At 67.2% G+C, this 19,343-nt stretch carries 19 protein-coding genes and 2 pseudogenes; 17 read left to right on the top strand and 4 right to left on the bottom strand.

Annotated elements, in window-relative coordinates; translation table 11 throughout:
* Nucleotides 1-92: 92 nt before the first annotated feature.
* From rpmB to rpsN, 3 genes are read left to right on the top strand one after another with little or no spacing between them, the layout of a single operon-like run.
* Nucleotides 93-329 carry a 50S ribosomal protein L28 gene (gene rpmB / locus AC0QR5_RS10205; protein WP_329863734.1) on the top strand — a complete coding sequence of 79 codons (237 nt, stop codon included), beginning with the start codon at nucleotides 93-95 and terminating at the stop codon, nucleotides 327-329.
* 1 nt (nucleotide 330) lies between these two features.
* Nucleotides 331-498, top strand: coding sequence for a 50S ribosomal protein L33 (gene rpmG, locus AC0QR5_RS10200; RefSeq protein ID WP_149955989.1), 168 nt, complete (start codon nucleotides 331-333; stop codon nucleotides 496-498).
* A gap of 4 nt (nucleotides 499-502) precedes the next feature.
* The gene (rpsN, locus tag AC0QR5_RS10195; protein WP_329863730.1) at nucleotides 503-808 is read left to right on the top strand and encodes a 30S ribosomal protein S14; all 306 of its coding nucleotides are present in this window, start codon (nucleotides 503-505) and stop codon (nucleotides 806-808) included.
* Nucleotides 809-881: 73 nt separating this feature from the next.
* Here the strand turns inward: rpsN and AC0QR5_RS10190 are convergent, their stop codons facing one another.
* Together AC0QR5_RS10190 and aztD are read right to left on the bottom strand one after the other, a co-directional pair.
* Nucleotides 882-1,517 (bottom strand): DnaJ family domain-containing protein, encoded by a 636-nt coding sequence (locus tag AC0QR5_RS10190; protein WP_329863729.1) that lies wholly within the window; start codon nucleotides 1,515-1,517, stop codon nucleotides 882-884.
* Nucleotides 1,518-1,572: 55 nt separating this feature from the next.
* Complete coding sequence (gene aztD / locus AC0QR5_RS10185) at nucleotides 1,573-2,871, bottom strand: zinc metallochaperone AztD (protein ID WP_329863727.1); 1,299 nt, start codon at nucleotides 2,869-2,871, stop codon at nucleotides 1,573-1,575.
* 263 nt (nucleotides 2,872-3,134) lie between these two features.
* On the opposite strand from aztD, the gene AC0QR5_RS10180 reads away from it, so the two are divergent.
* The 7 genes from AC0QR5_RS10180 (at nucleotide 3,135) to AC0QR5_RS10150 (ending at nucleotide 10,862) form a co-directional block, all read left to right on the top strand.
* On the top strand, nucleotides 3,135-3,416 hold the full coding sequence (locus AC0QR5_RS10180) for an HU family DNA-binding protein (protein ID WP_329863725.1): 282 nt from the start codon (nucleotides 3,135-3,137) through the stop codon (nucleotides 3,414-3,416).
* A gap of 139 nt (nucleotides 3,417-3,555) precedes the next feature.
* Entirely contained in the window at nucleotides 3,556-4,197 is a 642-nt protein-coding gene (locus tag AC0QR5_RS10175) for a hypothetical protein (protein WP_329863724.1), read from the top strand.
* 82 nt (nucleotides 4,198-4,279) lie between these two features.
* Complete coding sequence (locus AC0QR5_RS10170; RefSeq protein ID WP_329863722.1) at nucleotides 4,280-4,921, top strand: copper resistance CopC family protein; 642 nt, start codon at nucleotides 4,280-4,282, stop codon at nucleotides 4,919-4,921.
* Between the two features lie 27 nt (nucleotides 4,922-4,948).
* Entirely contained in the window at nucleotides 4,949-7,078 is a 2,130-nt protein-coding gene (locus AC0QR5_RS10165) for a bifunctional copper resistance protein CopD/cytochrome c oxidase assembly protein (protein ID WP_329863721.1), read from the top strand.
* Nucleotides 7,053-7,865 (top strand): hypothetical protein, encoded by an 813-nt coding sequence (locus AC0QR5_RS10160; RefSeq protein WP_329863720.1) that lies wholly within the window; start codon nucleotides 7,053-7,055, stop codon nucleotides 7,863-7,865. Before AC0QR5_RS10165 ends, AC0QR5_RS10160 begins: the two co-directional genes overlap by 26 nt.
* Complete coding sequence (locus AC0QR5_RS10155) at nucleotides 7,846-8,874, top strand: arsenic resistance protein (RefSeq protein WP_329863718.1); 1,029 nt, start codon at nucleotides 7,846-7,848, stop codon at nucleotides 8,872-8,874. The genes AC0QR5_RS10160 and AC0QR5_RS10155 overlap by 20 nt, the downstream gene beginning before the upstream one ends.
* A gap of 32 nt (nucleotides 8,875-8,906) precedes the next feature.
* Nucleotides 8,907-10,862 carry an NHL domain-containing thioredoxin family protein gene (locus AC0QR5_RS10150; protein WP_329863717.1) on the top strand — a complete coding sequence of 652 codons (1,956 nt, stop codon included), beginning with the start codon at nucleotides 8,907-8,909 and terminating at the stop codon, nucleotides 10,860-10,862.
* Between the two features lie 59 nt (nucleotides 10,863-10,921).
* Here the strand turns inward: AC0QR5_RS10150 and AC0QR5_RS10145 are convergent, their stop codons facing one another.
* Complete coding sequence (locus tag AC0QR5_RS10145; RefSeq protein WP_400588025.1) at nucleotides 10,922-12,214, bottom strand: IS256 family transposase; 1,293 nt, start codon at nucleotides 12,212-12,214, stop codon at nucleotides 10,922-10,924.
* 80 nt (nucleotides 12,215-12,294) lie between these two features.
* Here AC0QR5_RS10145 and AC0QR5_RS10140 point away from each other — a divergent pair, with 80 nt between their 5' ends.
* The 5 genes and pseudogenes from AC0QR5_RS10140 to AC0QR5_RS10120 form a co-directional block, all read left to right on the top strand.
* Nucleotides 12,295-12,738, top strand: a complete 444-nt coding sequence (locus AC0QR5_RS10140) for a TOBE domain-containing protein (RefSeq protein WP_329864292.1) — start codon at nucleotides 12,295-12,297, stop codon at nucleotides 12,736-12,738.
* 29 nt (nucleotides 12,739-12,767) lie between these two features.
* Nucleotides 12,768-13,169 (top strand): RraA family protein, encoded by a 402-nt coding sequence (locus AC0QR5_RS10135; RefSeq protein WP_329864290.1) that lies wholly within the window; start codon nucleotides 12,768-12,770, stop codon nucleotides 13,167-13,169.
* The gene (locus AC0QR5_RS10130) at nucleotides 13,123-14,076 is read left to right on the top strand and encodes an ABC transporter permease (protein ID WP_329864288.1); all 954 of its coding nucleotides are present in this window, start codon (nucleotides 13,123-13,125) and stop codon (nucleotides 14,074-14,076) included. Before AC0QR5_RS10135 ends, AC0QR5_RS10130 begins: the two co-directional genes overlap by 47 nt.
* A complete protein-coding gene (locus AC0QR5_RS10125) occupies nucleotides 14,076-14,870 on the top strand; it encodes an ABC transporter permease (protein ID WP_329864286.1) in 795 nt (264 codons plus the stop codon). Before AC0QR5_RS10130 ends, AC0QR5_RS10125 begins: the two co-directional genes overlap by 1 nt.
* 449 nt (nucleotides 14,871-15,319) lie before the next feature.
* Nucleotides 15,320-15,742, top strand: a pseudogene (locus AC0QR5_RS10120) (NAD(P)-binding domain-containing protein); the annotation flags it as partial.
* A gap of 37 nt (nucleotides 15,743-15,779) precedes the next feature.
* On the opposite strand, the gene AC0QR5_RS10115 reads toward AC0QR5_RS10120, so the two are convergent.
* Nucleotides 15,780-17,072 (bottom strand): IS256 family transposase, encoded by a 1,293-nt coding sequence (locus AC0QR5_RS10115; protein ID WP_400588025.1) that lies wholly within the window; start codon nucleotides 17,070-17,072, stop codon nucleotides 15,780-15,782.
* 201 nt (nucleotides 17,073-17,273) lie between these two features.
* Here AC0QR5_RS10115 and AC0QR5_RS10110 point away from each other — a divergent pair.
* Nucleotides 17,274-18,421 (top strand): IS3 family transposase gene (locus AC0QR5_RS10110; protein ID WP_329863527.1). Its coding sequence is split into 2 segments (ribosomal slippage): nucleotides 17,274-17,547 and nucleotides 17,547-18,421, totalling 1,149 coding nucleotides; the frame shifts between segments, so codons are not numbered across the junction.
* A gap of 29 nt (nucleotides 18,422-18,450) precedes the next feature.
* Nucleotides 18,451-19,014, top strand: a pseudogene (locus AC0QR5_RS10105) (ketol-acid reductoisomerase); the annotation flags it as partial.
* Between the last annotated feature and the right edge of the window lie 329 nt (nucleotides 19,015-19,343).

The raw sequence follows: 19,343 nt of genomic DNA, 5'->3' as shown, positions 1-19,343 counted from the left end.
GGCGGGACCTTCAACGCAGATCCAGAGGCAGCAGTACCCCGCTGTATCTGTGAGGGAGTACCGCCGATATTTACTACTACCGAGGAGTGATCATGGCAGCTGTTTGCCAGGTGACCGGTGCCGTCCCGAACTTCGGGCACAGCATCTCCCACTCGCACCGCCGCACGAAGCGCCGGTTCGACCCGAACATCCAGAAGAAGCGCTACTGGGTTCCGTCCCTGCGCCGCAACGTCACGCTGACGCTGTCGGTGAAGGGCATCAAGACCATCGACGTGCGCGGCATCGACGCAGTCGTCGCCGACCTGCTCGCGAAGGGAGTGAAGCTCTAACATGGCCAAGGACAAGGACGTACGTCCCATCATCAAGCTCAAGTCCACCGCCGGAACGGGCTTCACCTACGTGACGCGGAAGAACCGTCGTAACGATCCGGACCGCATGGTCCTGAAGAAGTACGACCCGGTCATCCGCAAGCACGTCGAATTCCGAGAGGAGCGCTAAACACATGGCTAAGAAGTCCAAGATCGCCCGCAACGAGCAGCGCAAGGTCGTTGTCGAGCGCTACGCCGCGAAGCGCGCCGAGCTGAAGAAGACCCTCGTCGACCCGAACGCCACCGAGGAGGCCCGCGAAGAGGCCCGCCTGGGCCTGCAGAAGCTGCCCCGCAACGCCTCGCCGGTGCGCGTCCGCAACCGCGACGCCATCGACGGCCGCCCGCGCGGCACGTTCCAGAAGTTCGGCATCTCCCGTGTCCGCTTCCGCGACATGGCCCACAAGGGCGAGCTGCCGGGCATCACCAAGTCCTCCTGGTAGGCCCAACAGCCCACTGGTCGCGGAAAGGCCCCTCCTTCGGGAGGGGCCTTTCCCTGTTAAGGCACTGGCTGTCTTAGCCCTGGCCCCGGAGCCAGCGGCGCCACCGTCCGCGTCTCGCCGTCTTCTCCTCCTCGGCGGCGGCCCGCGCCGCGGCCTCGGCGGCCTCGGAGGCCGCGGCGCGTTCGGCGCGGCGCCGCCTCCAGGCGTCGAGCTCGGCGTCGACGTCGCGCGTCGGCGTCGTGACGGGCGGTCCGCCGAGGAGCTGGCGCCGGGTCTCGATGATCCGGCCGTTGAAGTCCTCGACGGCCTCCCGGACGGCGCGTTCGGTGAAGAGCGCGTCGAGGGTGGCCTCCATGTCGGCGTCCTCGCGGCGCAAGGCGATCGCGGGCGGCCCGAGGCCGCTGATGCCTTCCCGCTCGATGAGGCCCTTGAGCCACCAGTCGGGGTCGTGGGTCCCGCCGAGGCCGGGGATGGGCCGGCCCGCGTACTTCAGCTCGTCGAAGTCGCCGCGGGCCATGGCCTGCTCGATGGCGGTGTTGGCCACCTCGTAGACCTCGTCGGACGGGCGGATGACGGGACGGATGTCCTGCTCCGCCCCGTCGCGGCCGACGTCGACCCGCAGGGCCTCGTCCGTGAACTCCGCCGCCGGGTCCTGCGCGTCACGGTAGCGCGCCGCGCGGACCAGGGCATCGTCGTCGTGTTCCCTCATGCCGCCTCCCGTGTCCGACGTGGTGGTTCAAGGGTAGGCGAGGACGGGGCCGGGGTCAGCCGGGGATGCCCGTGATCTCGTTCGGCACCTGCGGCAGCTCGACGCCCTTGAGCACCGAGCGGCCCACGAGGTCCACGAGGTGCAGCGTCCGGGTGGCCGGCTCCGTCACGTAGGCCGTGGTGCCCTGGACGAAGATGCCGGGCCGCGGCTGCTGCCATTCGAGCGGTTCCTCCCACGCGTCGGTCACGGGGATCTCGTCGACGACCTCGGCCGTGTCCGGGTCGATCACCCGCAGGGCCCCGTCGGCGCCGAGCACGAGCGCCTCGCCCTCGGGGCCGCGGGCCAGGGAGCGGAAGGAGTACGCGGCGCCCGTCTCCACGAGGCTGAGCTCCCCGCTCTCCGTGTCGGTCAGGCTGACCCGGGTCGGGCGTTCCAGCTCCGCGTCGGGGTCGCTCTTGTAGTCGCCGAGGACCACGGTCGAGGCCTCGCTGCCGGCCTGGTTGCCGATCCGCCCGTAGGCGTCGGGCGCCGCGACCTTGGCGATCTTCCCGTTCCGGTAGACCAGCAGGCCGTCCTCGCAGCCGAACACGACGGCTTCATCGGCGGCGACCGCCTCGCCGTGGATGCCGGGGCAGTCGGTGTTCACGGCCAGCTCGGGGCGCGTGCCGTCGGAGCCCGCCGGGCCGTATGCCGTGATGCCGTTGCGCTCCCCGGCCGGCCCGTGCGTGGTCAGGAGCGCCCCGTCCCCGAGCTGGACCGCGACGCCGTGGTGCGCCACGGGCGTCTGGAAGCGGTCCGCGTCCGGGAAGCCGTCCGCGAGGCCGTGCGGGTCGAACACGGCCACCTCACCGGTGCCGTCGTCGAACAGCACGGTCTTGTCCGCGTGCAGGACGACGTGCCCGGGCGTCGTGGCCGGGAAGACGTGCTCCGTGAGCCGCGGCGCGGAGGTGTAGTGGTGGTCGTGGTCGCCGTGGGGCTCGGACCAGGCGCCCGTATCGAGCGCGCGGAAGCCTGCGGAGGTGCTGACGAGGACGTGTCGGCCGTCGCCGGCGGGGTTGACCCGATTGAAGCCCTCGAGTGGTTCGTCGGCGAGGACCTCGCCGCTGTTGGCGTCGAGGACCAGGAGGCCGCCCTCGTAGGTCACGGCGAGGCGCGGGTTGGCGCGGCCGGATTCATGGGTTTCGTGCGCGTCCTCGTGGTCGTGGTCGTCGTGGTGCGTTCCGGCGGGGGAGGACGACGCCGGGGCGGCGCCGGACGTCGTCGGCCCGCCGCACGATGACAGGGCCAGGGCGCCGGCCAGGACGGCGGCCGCGAGCAGGGGACGGTGGGCGGGTGGATGCGTGAGTGAAGTCATGGTTCGAGACACTAATCTAAATAAGAATCATTCTCAAAGCATGCGACGACTTGAGTGCTGACCAGCCCGCGCGGGCCCTGAAGAGGCGCCCACACCCCGGAAAACCCCGAAAATCCGCGGAAAACCTGAAAAAACTTGGGCCAAAGGGCCAAAACTGGGCGTGTCCCGGCCCCACGGCTGGTAGTTTCCTTCTCAGAAGTCCCCGTAACCGCGGGGCAGCCCGGGCGTCAGGCCGGGTGCGAATCAGTCCAGGAGGAATGACATTGGCTTTGAACCGTAGCGAGCTTGTTGCAGCCGTCGCCGAGAAGACCGGCAACTCCCAGGTCGCCGTGAACGGCGTGCTGGATGCCGTCTTCGAGACGTTCGTCGAGCAGGTCTCGAAGGGCGAGAAGGTTTCGATCCCGGGCTGGCTCGCCGTCGAGCGCACCGACCGCGCCGCCCGCACGGGCCGCAACCCGCAGACCGGCGAGACCATCCAGATCCCGGCCGGCCACTCCGTGAAGCTGACCGCCGGCTCCAAGCTGAAGGCCGCCGTCGCCAAGTAGGCTCCGCCGCAGCAGCGCGAGGCCCGTCCCACCGTCGAGGTGGGGCGGGCCTCGCCGTTCCCGCGGGGAGCGGCGTTCTACCTGGAGTAGAATCGTGGGGTCCGTCCCTGGACCCCGTCGACCCGAGGAGCGCGCCACCGTGGAGCACCGCAGCCTGCGCCTGCTGCGGGGATGGTCGGGAGCCGTCGCCGCGACCGGGCTGGCCGCCGCATCCCATGCCCTGGCCGGCGCGCCCCTGCCGCATCCGCTGCTGCTCGCCGTCGTCGTGGCCGCCTCCGCCGCCGTGTGCACGGCGCTCGCGGGACGCGGGCTCTCGCTCGCCAGGACCTCCCTGGCCGTCGTCGTCAGCCAAGCGCTCTACCACTTCGCCTTCGCGGCGGGCCACGCCCACGGTGCCGGATCCGGGGCTTCAGGCTCCGGGACCGTCCCCCTCCTGCGCGAGACCGGCCTCGGGCATGCCGCCCACGTGGAACTCGTCGCCTCCCCGGCCGCCGCGGCATCCCTCGTGGCCGGTCCGGCCGGCGGCGCCTGGATGCCCGCGGCCCACGCGGCGGCCGCCCTCGCGACCATCCTGGTCCTGCGCCGTGGCGGGCTCGCCGCCCAGGGGCTCGCCGACGTCGTCCTCCTCGCCGCGCCGCGCGCCGTCCTGCGCCCGCGTCCCGTGCCCGTCGATACGGCCCCGGCGCCGCTGCCGTCCGTCCAGGTCCCGGGCCTGCCCGACCTCGGCGTCCCCCTCCGCGCCCTGACCCGGCGCGGCCCACCCGTTCGAGCTGCCTTCTGACCCCGCGGCCGCCTGCCGCACCCCAGGAACAGCTTTCCCCGCCCGTGCTCGACGCGGTACCGGGGAGGAACAGGACAACACCATGAACACCACGCTCCACCGCCCCGCACCGGCAGCAGCCGTCCGTCTCGCCGCCGCGCTCGCCACCGCCCTCCTGATGGCCTGGGCCGTCCTCGCCGCTGCTCCGGCGGCCCGGGCACACGACGCCCTCGCCGACAGCGTGCCGGCCTCCGGCGAGACCCTGACCGAGGCCCCCGCCTCCGTGAGCCTGTCCTACACGGGCGAGCTCAAGCCCATCGGCGCCGAGGTCGAGGTCTCCGGCCCCGACGGCGCGGTCGAGGCCGAGGCCTCCGTCTCGGGGCGCACGCTGACCGTCGCCTTCGCGGCCCCGCTGGACAACGGCGCCTACACCGTCGCCTGGCGGGTCGTCTCGAGCGACGGACACCCCATCGAGAGCGGCGGCGCCCAGGGCGAGGCCCTCGAGTTCACGGTCGACGCCCCCGCGGCGGCGCCCTCCTCGAGCGCCGCGCCCTCCAGTGCCCCGTCCTCCAGCGCCGAGGCCGCCGGAACCGACGCGCCGGCTACCGAGGCGCCCGCCACCGACGCGCCGGACCAGGCCGCCGAGGCGGGACTGCCGCCCGTGCTGATCTGGATCGTCCTGGCCGTCGCCGCGGTGGCCGCGGCCGCCGTCGTCCTGGCCAAGACCCGCCGCCAGGGCCGGTAGGACACCCCGGAGAAGGAGGCAGGCACCGTGGACGCCACCACCGGACACCGCACCGCCGACGGCCGGCTCTGGCCGGTCCTCGCGCTGCCCGCGCTCGCCGCGGGCGCCGTGGGGCTCGTCGCCGCACTGCTGTACTCCGGCTCGGCGGCCGCGGGCCTGCTCTCCGATCCGGGCGCCCTCACCCGGTGGGGACTGCCCGTCGCTAAGACCGTCCACCACGCCTCGATGGCCCTGGCCATCGGCGCGCTCGTCTTCGCGGCGGCGATCCTGCCCCGCAGCCGCCGCCCGGAGCGGGCCGGGCGCGCCGGGCGCGGAGGCGACGAGGACCGCGACGCCGGAGGAGACACGGGCGGGGAGCACCCCGCCTTCACCCGCGCCATGAACCTCGCCGCCGGCGCCGCGGTGGTCTGGACCCTCGCCGCGGCCGCCGTCCTGGTCCTGACGTTCTCCGACCTCTCCGGGCTCCCGCTGAGCGCCGAACCGAGCTACACGGCCGCCATGATGGACTACGTCCTGGGGATCTCCGTCGGCCAGGCGTGGGCGTGGATGGTCCTCATCGCGGCCGTCACGGCCTCGCTCGCGTTCGGCCTGCGCTCCCCGGGCGGCGTCGCCGTCGCGGCCGTCGCGGCGCTGCTCGGCGTCGTCCCGATCTCGCTCATCGGCCACGCGGCCGGCGGCGACGACCACTGGGGCGCCACCAACGCCATCCTCCTGCACCTCGTCGGCGTCTGCCTGTGGGTGGGAGGCATCGCGACGCTCGCCGTCCTCGCCGACACCCTCGGCGGCCCGGCCCCCGACCGCCGGCGGGCCGCGACGCCGCCCCTCCTGGCCGGCGTCGTCCTGTCCCGCTTCTCGGCCCTCGCCGGGATCTCGATCGCTCTCGTGGCCGCGTCCGGCGTCGTCAGCGCCGTGATCCGGATGGATTCGTGGGCCGACCTGGCCACCCCCTACGGCGGCCTCGTCGCCGCCAAGGCGCTCCTGACCGTGGCGCTCGGCGCGCTCGGCCTGCTCCACCGCACCCGCACCATCCCGTCCCTCCTCGCGGGCCGGACCACCGCGGTGCGGGCCGCGTGGCGGATCGTCGCCGTCGAGGCCGCCATCATGGCCGCCGTCATGGGCATCGCGACGGCGCTCGCGCGCACCGCGCCGCCCGTTCCGGAGGAGCTGCCTCCCGCCGCCACGCCCGCCCGCATCCTCACCGGCTACGAGCTCCCGCCCGAGCTCGTGCCGTCCTCCTGGCTGAGCGAATGGCGCTTCGACTGGCTCTGGGTCGCCGTCGTCCTCTTCCTCGGCGCCGCCTACCTCGTGGCCTACGTGCGGCTGAAGCGGCGCGGCGACGCCTGGCCGGCGTGGCGCCTCGCGTCCTGGTTCGTGGGCCTGGCCGCGCTGTTCTACATCACCTCCGGGGCCCCCGCGGTGTACGGAATGGTGCTGTTCTCGATGCACATGGTCGGCCACATGGCACTGACCATGGTGGCCCCGTTCTTCCTGGTCATCGGCTCGCCCGTGACGCTCGCGCTCAAGGCCCTGCCCAGCCGGACCGACGGCACGCGGGGTCCGCGCGAGTGGATCCTGGTGCTCGTGCACTCGGGCTTCTCGAAGATCGTCACGCATCCGCTCTTCGCGGCGGCGAACTTCGCGGGCTCGATCATCATCTTCTACAACACCGAGCTCTTCGGCTTCGCCCTGCGCGAGCACATCGGGCACGAGCTGATGAACCTGCATTTCCTGCTCACGGGCTACATCTTCGCCCTGAACATGATCGGCTCCGATCCGCTCCCGCGCCGCGCCGCCTACCCGCTGCGGCTGTTGATCCTGCTGGCCACGATGAGCTTCCACGCCTTCTACGGGGTGTCCATCATGGGCAGCGAGTCGCTCATGCAGGCCGGCTGGTTCGGGAACATGGGGCGCGACTGGGGCGCCACCCCGCTCGAGGACCAGCGCTTCGGCGCCGGCGCGATGTGGGGGATCGGCGAGGTGCCCACCCTCCTGCTGGCCCTCGGCGTGATGGTGGCGTGGAGCCGGGACGACGCCCGCGAGTCCAAGCGCAAGGACCGCGCGGCGGACCGGGACGACGATGCGGAACTGGCCGCCTACAACGCCATGTTCGCGCAATTGAAGCAGCACGACGATGAAACGGAGCGACGTGGACGCTAGAAGACCCCTCCTGGCCGCGGGCGCCCTCGCGCTCGCCCTCACGCTCGGCGCCTGTTCCGGGAACGACGCCGGGGCCCCGGACGCCGGGGCCTCGTCGGATCCGCACGGGTCCGGGCAGGCGACGGGCGCTCCGGCGGACCCCGGGGGCGAGGCGCCCGGGACGGAGGCGGCGACCGCCGTCCAGGCGGGCATCGCCCGCGCCGCCGGCTACAACTTCACCCTTTCGGCGGTCGCGGGCGAGGCGGAACTGGAGGCCCTGCGCTCCGATCCCGGGGACGCGCTCGACGGCGTCGTCGTGCTCCCGGCGGCGTGCCGGGAGCCGCTCGAGAAGTTGAACTTCTCCCCGGCCGTGCTCGGCGCCGAGGCGGCCCGGACCGACTTCGCGGCCGAGGGCGTCGACGTCACCGGCTCGGTGGAGGTTGCCCGGATCGGCGACCGCGGCGCGCTGGACGCGTACTACGGCACCGTCGACACGCTCGTCCAGGAGTGCTCCTCCACGACCCTGAACATCCAGGAGGAGGGCGCCGGCGGCGGGGTGGTCCCCGCGACGGTCCCGCTGAGCTCGAGCCGGCCGGAGACGGACGCGGACGTGGCCTCCGCCCTCTTCTGGAGCCGCGCGCCGGGCCACGCGAGCCTCGCGCAGCAGGCGCTCGTGCTCGTCGGCGAACGGGGCGGGCACGTGGCCATGGTGTCCTTCATCGGACCCGCGGGGGTCGAGGACGCGAACTTCACCGCGATGGCCGAGGCGATCCTCGAGGAGACGCTGGATGCCCTTCCCGGGGACTGAGCTGCTCGAACGCCGCCAAGTCCCCGTCTACCTCGCGGCGATCGCCTTCGCCGCGGCCGCAGGAGCCGTCTGGCCCGGGCTCGCCGCCCTCGACGCCGTGGTCCTGCCGCTGTTGGGTCTGCTGATGTTCGCCACGTTCCTCGGGGTGCCGCTGACCCGGTGGCGGGCCGGCGTCGTCGACCGCCGCTTCCTGGCCGTCGTCCTGGTCCTGAACTTCGCCGTCGCGCCCCTGCTGGCGTGGGGCTTGTCGCGCTTCGTGGCGGGGGAGCGGCAACTGCTCGTCGGCGTCCTGCTGGTGCTCCTGACGCCGTGCATCGACTACGTCGTGGCCTTCACCCGGCTGGCCGGCGGGGCGGCCTCGAAGCTCCTGGCCGCGACGCCGCTGCTCATGCTCCTGCAGATGCTCCTGCTCCCGGTCTACCTGCCGCTCATGGCCGGCCCGGGAGTGCTTGCCGGCATCGACCCGCGGCCCTTCCTCGAGGCGTTCGTCCTGCTGATCCTGCTCCCGCTCGGCGCGGCCGCCGCGCTCCAGGCCCTCGGGGCGCGCGGCCGGACCGGCGCCGGTGTGGCCCGGGCCGCCGGGTCCTCCGCTGCGGCGTGCATGGTCCCCCTCATGGCGGCCGTGCTCGCCGTCGTCGTTGCCTCCCAATCCGCCGCCGTGGCGCACCGCTGGTCGGAGCTGCTGCCGCTCGTGCCCCTCTATGCCGGGTTCGCGGCCCTCATGGCCGCCGCCGGGATCGCGGCCGGGCGCCTCGCCCGGCTCGAGGAGCCCGGCATCCGTGCCGCGTCCTTCACCGGGGCCACCCGGAACTCCCTCGTCGTGCTGCCCCTCGCCCTCGCCCTGCCCGCGGGCTTCGAGCTCGTCCCGCTCGTCGTCGTGACCCAGACGCTCGTGGAACTGCTCGCGATGGTGGTGATGACCGGCGTCGTACCGCGGCTCGTCCGTAGCACGCCGTCACCGGCGGCGGCCTCCGGGAACAAGCCCGGCGATAATGGGGTTGACCCCTGAAGCACCCCGATCCGCAACCCGAGGAGTCCTGCATGAGCGCCGACACCCCGACCACCACCGCTTCCGTCCGCTCCGCCTACCGCGTGCGCGCCTCGGAACTGGTCGGCCGGAACTGGCTGAACACGGGCGGGAAGCAGGTGTCGCTCGAGGACCTGCGGGGCAAGATCGTGGTCCTCGACTTCTGGACCTTCTGCTGCATCAACTGCCTCCACGTCCTCGACGAGCTGCGCCCGCTCGAGGAGAAGTACCGCGACCTGCTCGTCATCGTCGGCGTCCACTCGCCCAAGTTCGAGCACGAGGCCGATCCGGTGGCGCTCGCCGCCGCCGTCGAGCGCTACGAGATCCACCACCCGGTGCTCGACGATCCGGAGCTCGAGACCTGGCAGGCGTACTCGGCGCGGGCCTGGCCGACCCTCGTCGTCGTCGACCCCGAGGGCTACATTGCCGCACACCTCTCCGGCGAGGGGCACGCGAACGGGCTCGAGGTGCTCGTCGAGGAGCTCGTCGCCGAGCACGAGGCGAAGGGCACGCTGCACCGCGGCGACGGACCGTACGTGGCCCCGCCCGCACGCGAGGGCGACCTGCGTTTCCCCGGCAAGGTGCTGGCCCTGCCCAACGGCAACTTCCTGGTCGGCGACTCCGGCCACCACCGGCTCGTCGAGCTCGCGGGCGACCTGTCCACCGTGGTCCGCACGATCGGCGAGGGCGTCAAGGGCCACGCCGACGGCGGGCCGGAGACCGCCCGCTTCAACGAACCGCAGGGCCTGGCCGCGCTGCCGGCCGACGTCGCGGCCGAGGTCGGCTACGACGTCGTCGTCGCCGACACGGTCAACCACCGCCTGCGGGGCGTCGTGCTCGCGACGGGCGAGGTCCGCACGATCGCCGGCAACGGCGTGCAGCGCCTGCTGGACGCGGAGCAGGCCCGGTCGGCGGGGGACGCCGCGAACGACGCCGGGGCCTGGGTTCCCGAGCTGGGTTCCGATCCGCTGGGCACATCGTTGTCCTCGCCGTGGGACGTGCTGTGGTCGGCGAAGGCCGGAAAGCTCGTGGTGGCGATGGCCGGCACGCACCAGATTTTCTCCTTCGAGCCGCGCTCGGGCGCCCTGGCGGTCTTCGCAGGCACCGGGCTCGAGGGGCTGCAGGACGGCCACCCCGGTCAGGCGTGGTTCGCGCAGAGCTCGGGACTGGCCGACGACGCGAACGGCGACCTCTGGGTTGCCGACTCGGAGACCTCCTCCCTGCGCGTGCTGCGCCTCGGCGAGGACGGACTCGTGGCCTCCGTCGAGACGGCCGTCGGCGCGGGGCTGTTTGACTTCGGGTTCCGGGATGGTGAGGCGTCCGAGGCCCGCCTGCAGCATCCGCTCGGCGTGACCGTGCTGCCGGACGGCTCCGTCGCCGTGGCCGATACCTACAACGGGGCCGTCCGCCGCTACGACCCCTCCAACGGTACGGTCTCGACGCTGGCCCGCGGGCTGGCCGAGCCGTCGGACGTCCTCCTGGACACCTCCGTCGAGGGCGAGCCGGTGCTGCTCGTGGTCGAGACGAACCAGCACCAGCTGGTCCGCCTGCCGCTGCCGAAGGAGGCGCTCACGGTGGACGAGGGGGCCTCGCAGACCCAGCGTCCCAAGACCCCCGTGGCTCCGGGTGCCCACGAGATCGTGGTGCGCTTCTCCGCCCCGAAGGGGCAGAAGCTCGACGACCGCTGGGGTGACCCGACGCAACTGAAGATCTCCTCCTCGCCCGAGGAGCTCATCCTCGAGGGAGCCGGGACCTCGCTTGGCCTGACGCGGACGCTGACCCTGAACCCGGACGTCGCGGACGGCGTCCTGCACATCACCGCCCGCGCGGCGGCGTGCGACGGCGAACCCGGCGGCGAGATCCCCGACCACGCCGCATGCCACCTGTACCAGCAGGACTGGGGCATCCCCGTCCTCCTCGACGCCGACGGCGACTCCGCGCTGACCCTGGACCTCCGCGGCCTCGACTAGCCCGACGGCGTCCTTCCGCTGGGGGACTATCTCATTAACGGTGTATCCGGCGGTTTCTTTTAGTAGCTTTCAGCGGCCGGGAATCGGTCGCTGAAAGTGATGGCGAAGGCGTTCAAAGCGGGCTTCCAACGCACGGCCCATCGGGTCTTGCCGGCACCGGTCGGATCGAGGGATCGGGTGACCAGATACAGGCACTTTAGCGCAGCCTGCTCGGTGGGGAAATGACCCCGGGCCTTCACGGCGCGCCGGTACCTGGCGTTGAGGGATTCGATCGCATTGGTCGAGCAGATCACGCGCCGGATTTCCACGTCATAGTCCAGGAACGGGATGAACTCCTCCCACGCGTTCTCCCACAGCCGCACGATGGCCCCGTATTTCTTGCCCCAGCGCTCGGTGAGCTCCTCGAACGCCGCCCTGGCGGCCGCAGCGTTCACGGCGGTGTAGATGGGCTTCACGTCCCGTTTGAGCGCGTCCCAGTCCTTCTTCGAGGCCAGGCGGAAGGTATTGCGGATCAGGTGGATGATGCAGGTCTGCACGGTTGTCAGCGGCCAGACGTTGGTGACGACTTCGGGCAGGCCTTTGAGGCCGTCGCAGACCAGGAAGAAGGTGTCTTTCACGCCGCGGTTCTTGATGTCGGTGAGCACGCTCATCCAGAACTTCGCGCCCTCACCGCCGGTGCCGGCCCACAGGCCGAGGATGTCCTTCTCACCCTCCAGCGTCACGCCGATCGCGGCGTAGACGGGCCGGTTGGCGACCTGCCCGTCGCGGACCTTGACGACGATGGCGTCGATGAAGATCGCCGCGTAGACCTCATCCAGCGGCCGGTTTTGCCACGCGGCCATCTCGTCGAGCACCCTGTCGGTGATCCGCGAGACGGTCTCCTTTGACACGGACGCACCGTAGATCTCGGCGAAGTGCGCGCTGATTTCCCCGGTGGTCAGGCCCTTGGCATAGAGCGACAGGACCATCTCATCGACACCGGTCAGGCGGCGCTGACGCTTCTTGACGATGACCGGTGAGAAGGTCCCTTCCCGGTCCCGCGGCACGTCCACCTCCACCGGGCCCGTGGTCTCCGTCAGCACCGTTTTTGGGCGCACGCCGTTGCGGGAATTCGCGGTCTGCTTCCCTGCCGTATCGTGCTTTTCATATCCGAGATGCTCGGTCATTTCCTCATCGAGCGCGGTCTCGATCACGGTCTTGGTCAGCTGCTTGAGCAGACCGTCCGGCCCGGTCAGGGACAGGCCCTGTTCCTTCGCCATTCTGACCAGCTCGCGCGCAGCGTCGCCCTCGGATACTTCTGTCTTCTTTTCAGCGGTTTTCGTACTCGGCACAGCCTCAAGTGTTGCGGCCATATCGGGCTCCTCCCCGCCAGGCTTACCGCCCGGCGTGTCGAGCCGGATACACCGTTATTTCCACAGTCCCGATTGCCGTCATGTCCGAGGGGAAGCTTGAGCAGTTTGGCTCACCAACAGACATCTACGAGCGTCCGGCGACGCGATTTGTTGCCGAGTTCGTGGGGCAGGCCAATCTGGTGGAGAACGTTAACGTGATCCTGGACGGCGGCCGCGCGAAAATGATCGAGCTGCCCGGCGCTGGCCGGCTCGCAGTTCCCCGCGTTTCAGGCGACTACGGAAACGGTTCTATGGCGATGATCCGGCCGCACCAGCTTGAAGTGCGGCCCGTGGCCCGACCCGGAGACATCCCGGCCAAGGTCCGGTCGTCCGTCTACTTCGGCGACACCGTCCAGTATGAGGTTGAAGCTGGAGCAAACCTCCTGAAAGTGCAGATGTTCGCTGATGGAGCTCCGGCACTGCCGGCTGGTTCCGACGCCGCAATCGGCACATCCACCGACTGCGTGCATTTCATCGCCGCTTGAGCTGCACTACCTTCATAAAGGATTTCCACATGTTCATAACCGAAACTCTGAACGGGCACCCAATTCCTCCTAACCTGATGGAGAAGCTTCCTCAGGGAACTCATTCCACCTTGAAGCACTCTGCTGAGCAAAGCTTCACGGATTCGAGGATCCGGTCCCACCTCCCGGGTAGCAATATAGCTGACCGAGCAGTCACCGGGCCGGTGCCTGTCCAAGATTCATCGTTGTTGCACCATGCTGTTGCTGTTTCCGAAATACGGGACGTTCCGGTAACCATCACAGGCGGTGACCGCCAGAACGCTCCCGAAGGTGAAGTGAACGCTGAAGACAAGTTCCTAAAAGAGCTTGCCGATGGGTTCGCGCTGCCGGACGTAAGGGCCAACAGTGTCCAAGCAGATGCCTCCGGGTTGGTGGGCAGCAATGGCAAATGAGGTGATACTAGGGGAGGCGCCTAAGGCTGTCCTGACTCCAAGTGGTGGCAAGCCCAAAGGCAAGGACTGGCCGTCCTTTCTCAAACTAGCTCCCGGGCTCATTCTGCTCGGCATTATCTTCGGGGTCCCCTTAGCCTGGCTGCTGCGGATGTCGTTCAACACCGGTCTTCCCGGTGGAGGGATCGAGGAGGGATTGAGCCTCAACTCCTACTCGACATTCTTCGAAGCATCCTTCAATCTTGAATTGATCTGGCGCACCCTTGGATTGGGCATCGTCGTCACAGCCGGCGCCTTCCTTCTCGGCTATCCGCTGGCGCTATTTTTGCTGCGAACGCAATCGAAATGGAAGAGCCTGCTTCTAGTCCTCGCACTGGCTCCGCTACTGACCAGCGCAGTAGTCAGAACCTTCGGATGGATAGTGATCCTAGGTGACCGGGGAATCATCAACGAAGCCCTGATGGGGATGGGCATTATTTCAACACCCCTCAGCCTGGCAAACAACGAGCTGGGCGTCGCCATCGCCCTTACCGAAATCCTCATGCCCTACATGATCCTCACTGTTGCAACAGGCTCTTCCCGACTCAATGACGCCGTTCTGGAAGCATCCGCCACCCTCGGCGGTAACACCGTCCAAACCTTCTTCCGGGTCATCCTCCCGCTTACCCTGCCGGGGATACTTACCGGGTGCCTCCTGGTCTTCGTGCTCACCATCAGTTCGTTCGTAACGCCAGCCCTCGTGGGCGGCGGACGGGTTTTCCTGCTGGCCACCGAAATTTACGACCAGGCCGTACAGTCACTCAACTGGCCACTGGCATCGGCCATCTCGTTCATACTCATCGCCCTTTTCGCCGGTGTCCTCGTGGGCTACCAGCGACTAATGGCCCGCCTGGACTGGAACCGCAGCTGATGAAAACCAAAGTACTGAAGCGTTGGTTGATCCTCGCCGGAGTGTTCCTCCTCTTTATCTTCCTCTTGGCACCGATCATCATCACGGTGATCATTTCCTTCTCGGCAGATAACATTCTCCGATTTCCCCCGAGCGGTTGGAGCCTGAAGTGGTACGGAGAAGTGTTCGCAAACCGAGACTTCGCGGGAGCCTTCCGGGTCAGCCTGGTGGTTGCCAGCGGTGCATCGCTGCTGGCTGCAGCCGTTTCCATTCCCGCCGCTATGGCCATCGCCCGCGGCAACTTCCGCGGAAAGGCTGCAGTGGAAAGCTTTTTCCTGGCACCGCTTCTGGTTCCAGCCATCGTAGTTGGTCTTGGTCTCCTCTTGGTGTTCAGTCCCCTCGGCCTCAAGGGAACCTACCAAGGTCTCATTCTCGCAAACGCAGGTTTGGTGATCCCGTACATAATTCGCACCACTCTGCTTAGCCTGACCACCATGGACGCACGTTGTGAAGAAGCTGCACAAACGCTGGGCGCACGCCCCTTGACAGTATTCAGAACAGTCACGCTGCCGCTAATCATCCCCGGAGTCTTGTCTGGCGTAGTTCTGGCCTTCCTGCTCACTTTCGATGAAGCGGTCGTCAGCCTGTTCCTGGTTTCAAGCCGGGTCCGGACACTGCCGATTGCAATGTTCGATTACGTTCAGACTCGAACCGACCCTCAACTTGCAGCTGTATCAACACTACTAATCGTGCTTAGCCTCGTCATCGTCGTCATCATCGAACGCATAATGGGGCTCCGTCGAGTCCTCCGCTGACTCTTCAAAATCAAAGAGCATCGATTCGGCATTCCTGAAGCACGGATATATCCTTAACGTCTTGGAGCAGCTAACGCTGAGTTGCATGTAGATTCCGACCGGATCTACGACCACGGCGTAGGACCTTAACTGGTTGCTTAATTTCATGTTCAAGACATACATGGAAAAGTGGCACAGCTCTGGACTTACCAGGTACCGGAGCCCGACTCCTGCCAGCTGTATCCAAGCTTCCAGATGTGCTCGACGGACTTCCAATGCTCATCAATTGTCCCCGACGTCCTGCCAGGGCATGAGGACCGAACGTGTCGCTGGTTCAGCTGCACCTGCCCGCCAATTACTGACCGGGCCGCGGACGCGGCCCCAACGAGTGTGACGAAGAGAATTTGCACCCCACATAACGAGTCCTTCAACCTTGATTGACTAGTGCTTAAGAAAGAGATCAACCCATAATGACTGAAATGTATTACGAGGACGACGCCGACCTGTCGATCATCCAGCGCCGCAAGGTAGCCGTCATTGGTTACGGATCCCAGGGGCACGCCCACGCTCTGAGCTTGCGTGATTCCGGCGTTGACGTACGCATCGGACTCAAAGAAGGTTCCAAATCCCGGGCAAAGGCCGAGGCCGACGGCCTTCGCGTCCTCAGCGTCGCCGAAGCGGTATCTGAAGCCGATCTCATCATGCTCCTGGCCCCCGATCAGGTCCAGCGCCACGTCTACGCCGAGCACATCGCGCCCAATCTCCAGGCCGGCGACGCATTGTTCTTCGCTCACGGATTCAACGTCCGCTATGACTACATCAAGGCTCCGGCGGAAGTGGACGTAGCTCTGGTCGCACCCAAAGGCCCTGGCCACATCGTCCGCAGGGAATTTGGGACTATCTCATTAACGGTGTATCCGGCGGTTTCTTTTAGTAGCTTTCAGCGGCCGGGAATCGGTCGCTGAAAGTGATGGCGAAGGCGTTCAAAGCGGGCTTCCAACGCACGGCCCATCGGGTCTTGCCGGCACCGGTCGGATCGAGGGATCGGGTGACCAGATACAGGCACTTTAGCGCAGCCTGCTCGGTGGGGAAATGACCCCGGGCCTTCACGGCGCGCCGGTACCTGGCGTTGAGGGATTCGATCGCATTGGTCGAGCAGATCACGCGCCGGATTTCCACGTCATAGTCCAGGAACGGGATGAACTCCTCCCACGCGTTCTCCCACAGCCGCACGATGGCCCCGTATTTCTTGCCCCAGCGCTCGGTGAGCTCCTCGAACGCCGCCCTGGCGGCCGCAGCGTTCACGGCGGTGTAGATGGGCTTCACGTCCCGTTTGAGCGCGTCCCAGTCCTTCTTCGAGGCCAGGCGGAAGGTATTGCGGATCAGGTGGATGATGCAGGTCTGCACGGTTGTCAGCGGCCAGACGTTGGTGACGACTTCGGGCAGGCCTTTGAGGCCGTCGCAGACCAGGAAGAAGGTGTCTTTCACGCCGCGGTTCTTGATGTCGGTGAGCACGCTCATCCAGAACTTCGCGCCCTCACCGCCGGTGCCGGCCCACAGGCCGAGGATGTCCTTCTCACCCTCCAGCGTCACGCCGATCGCGGCGTAGACGGGCCGGTTGGCGACCTGCCCGTCGCGGACCTTGACGACGATGGCGTCGATGAAGATCGCCGCGTAGACCTCATCCAGCGGCCGGTTTTGCCACGCGGCCATCTCGTCGAGCACCCTGTCGGTGATCCGCGAGACGGTCTCCTTTGACACGGACGCACCGTAGATCTCGGCGAAGTGCGCGCTGATTTCCCCGGTGGTCAGGCCCTTGGCATAGAGCGACAGGACCATCTCATCGACACCGGTCAGGCGGCGCTGACGCTTCTTGACGATGACCGGTGAGAAGGTCCCTTCCCGGTCCCGCGGCACGTCCACCTCCACCGGGCCCGTGGTCTCCGTCAGCACCGTTTTTGGGCGCACGCCGTTGCGGGAATTCGCGGTCTGCTTCCCTGCCGTATCGTGCTTTTCATATCCGAGATGCTCGGTCATTTCCTCATCGAGCGCGGTCTCGATCACGGTCTTGGTCAGCTGCTTGAGCAGACCGTCCGGCCCGGTCAGGGACAGGCCCTGTTCCTTCGCCATTCTGACCAGCTCGCGCGCAGCGTCGCCCTCGGATACTTCTGTCTTCTTTTCAGCGGTTTTCGTACTCGGCACAGCCTCAAGTGTTGCGGCCATATCGGGCTCCTCCCCGCCAGGCTTACCGCCCGGCGTGTCGAGCCGGATACACCGTTATTTCCACAGTCCCGGGAATTTGAAGCCGGCCGCGGCGTGCCTGCCCTAATAGCCGTTGAACAGGTGGTTGGGTCCCCGGGTAGGAGTCCGGTGACTGTGTGAGTTTCGCATCCGATAATGGGTGCAGGAGGAAATTCACAGATTATGGCACGTAGGCATACCCCGGATCAGGTCGTCGCGAAGGTCCGGCAGGGGCAGAAGATGCTCAATGACGGCAAGCCGATGATCGAGGTCATCAAGGAGCTGCAGGTCACCGAGGCAACCTGGTATCGGTGGCTGCAGCAGTACGGTTCCGAGCAGAACGCAGCCCAAACCAAAGCGGTCAAGGACTTGGAGAAGGAAAACGCCCGGCTGAAGCGGTTGCTGGCCGAGAAGGAACTGGCCATCGACATCCTGAACGAGGTGGCTAAGGGAAAATTCTGAGCCCCGAACCTCGCCGCCGGGCAGTGCGCATGGCGGTGGAGAAATTCGGGGCGTCCGAGAGATTCGCGTGCAAGGTGCTGGGGCAGAACCGTTCCGCGCTGCGCAAGTCACGCCCAGCGGTCAGCTTTGAGGAAGCCCGGCTACGCGCGGCGTTGCGGGCCATCGCCGGGGAGCATCCGGCGTGGGGGTGGCGGAAGGCCCGCTGGCGCCTGCTGGCCCAGCCGGAGTGGGCTGGCGTGGTGCTCAACGCTAAGCGGGTGCGCCGGCTCTGGCGGGCCGAGGGACTGACGTGCAAGCCGAAGGCGCGTAAGCGTCGCCGCACCGGGCCCGGCGCCGGGGAGCAGAAGCGGCTGAAGGCCGAATACCCGATGCACGTGATCAGCTTCGACTTCCAATCCGATGTGACCTCCTGTGGGCGGCATGTCCGGTTCTTCAACGTCATTGACGAGTACACCCGCACCGCCCTGGCGATCGTTCCGCGCAGGTCCTTCACCGCCACCGATGTGGTCGCCGTCCTGGAGGACATCATCGCCGAAACCGGTGTCACGCCAACCTATGTGCGCTCCGATAACGGGCCGGAATTCACCGCCGCAGCGCTGGTCAACTGGTGCGCCACTGCCGGGGTAGATACGGCGTTCATCGACCCGGGATCCCCGTGGCAGAACGGGTTCGCCGAATCATTCAACGCCCAATTCAGAAGGGAACAACTCACTGGGGAAATCATCGACACCATGGCCGAAGCGAAGTACTTGGCCGACGAGTGGAAGGACATCTACAATCATGAACGGCCCCACGGATCCCTCGACGGCATGACGCCGAAACAATACTGGGACACCTGGACGCAGAAAAATCAACTAGCTATCGCATAGCCACTGGACTGCTAACCGGGACCCAATCACAGGATGCTTCCGGTAAGGCAAAAGAACTGGCGCTTTCCTACGCCAAGGCTATTGGAGCCGCCCGGGCCGGTATCATCGAAACCACCTTCACAGAAGAGACGGAAACAGACCTTTTCGGCGAACAGGTCGTACTCTGCGGCGGGGTCTCGCACCTCATTCAGTATGGGTTCGAGACGCTGACGGAAGCCGGTTACAAGCCTGAAGTGGCTTACTTCGAAACACTCCACGAAGTGAAGCTCATTGTTGACCTAATGGTTGAAGGCGGTATCGCTAAGCAGCGTTGGAGCGTCTCCGACACTGCTGAATATGGTGACTACGTGTCCGGCCCCCGGATCATTACCCCTCAGGTGAAGGAAAACATGAAGGCAGTCCTTGCCGACATCCAAGATGGTACCTTTGCCCGACGCTTTATCGATGATCAGGACGCCGGAGGTCCCGAATTTCAAGCGTTGCGCAAGAAGGAAGAGGGACATCCAATTGAGGCTACGGGTCGCGACCTGCGCAGCCTCTTTTCCTGGGTCCACTCCGATGACGATTACGAAGAAGGCACCGCTGCTAGGTAGGACTGGGCCCTAGTCGCGTGTAAGCATCCCCGTACCATGCAGGTACCTGCGCGATTCAAGCTTAGTGAATACCTCACTCGTCAGCGAGGTATTCACTAAGTTGGATCAGATCCTTGACTTGCTTTGTTAGGCAATCGTTGACGTCAGGGCGTACCTCTACGCAACTGCATTCGTACGTACCTAAATGGACCGGATAACCAGCAGGTTGCCGGAAGGCGCGCTACGGGGGCGAGCCTTACTGTCCAGATGACACCGCACCAGTTTTGTTGCAAATGGGTAACAGTGCTTGTGGAGGTTGGGATAGGGGTAAGATGCACCACGGTGCAGAG

Source organism: Arthrobacter sp. J156 (assembly GCF_056172865.1).
The sequence above is the reverse complement of the archived record's forward strand: the minus strand, read 5'-3'. Positions and strand labels throughout refer to the sequence as shown.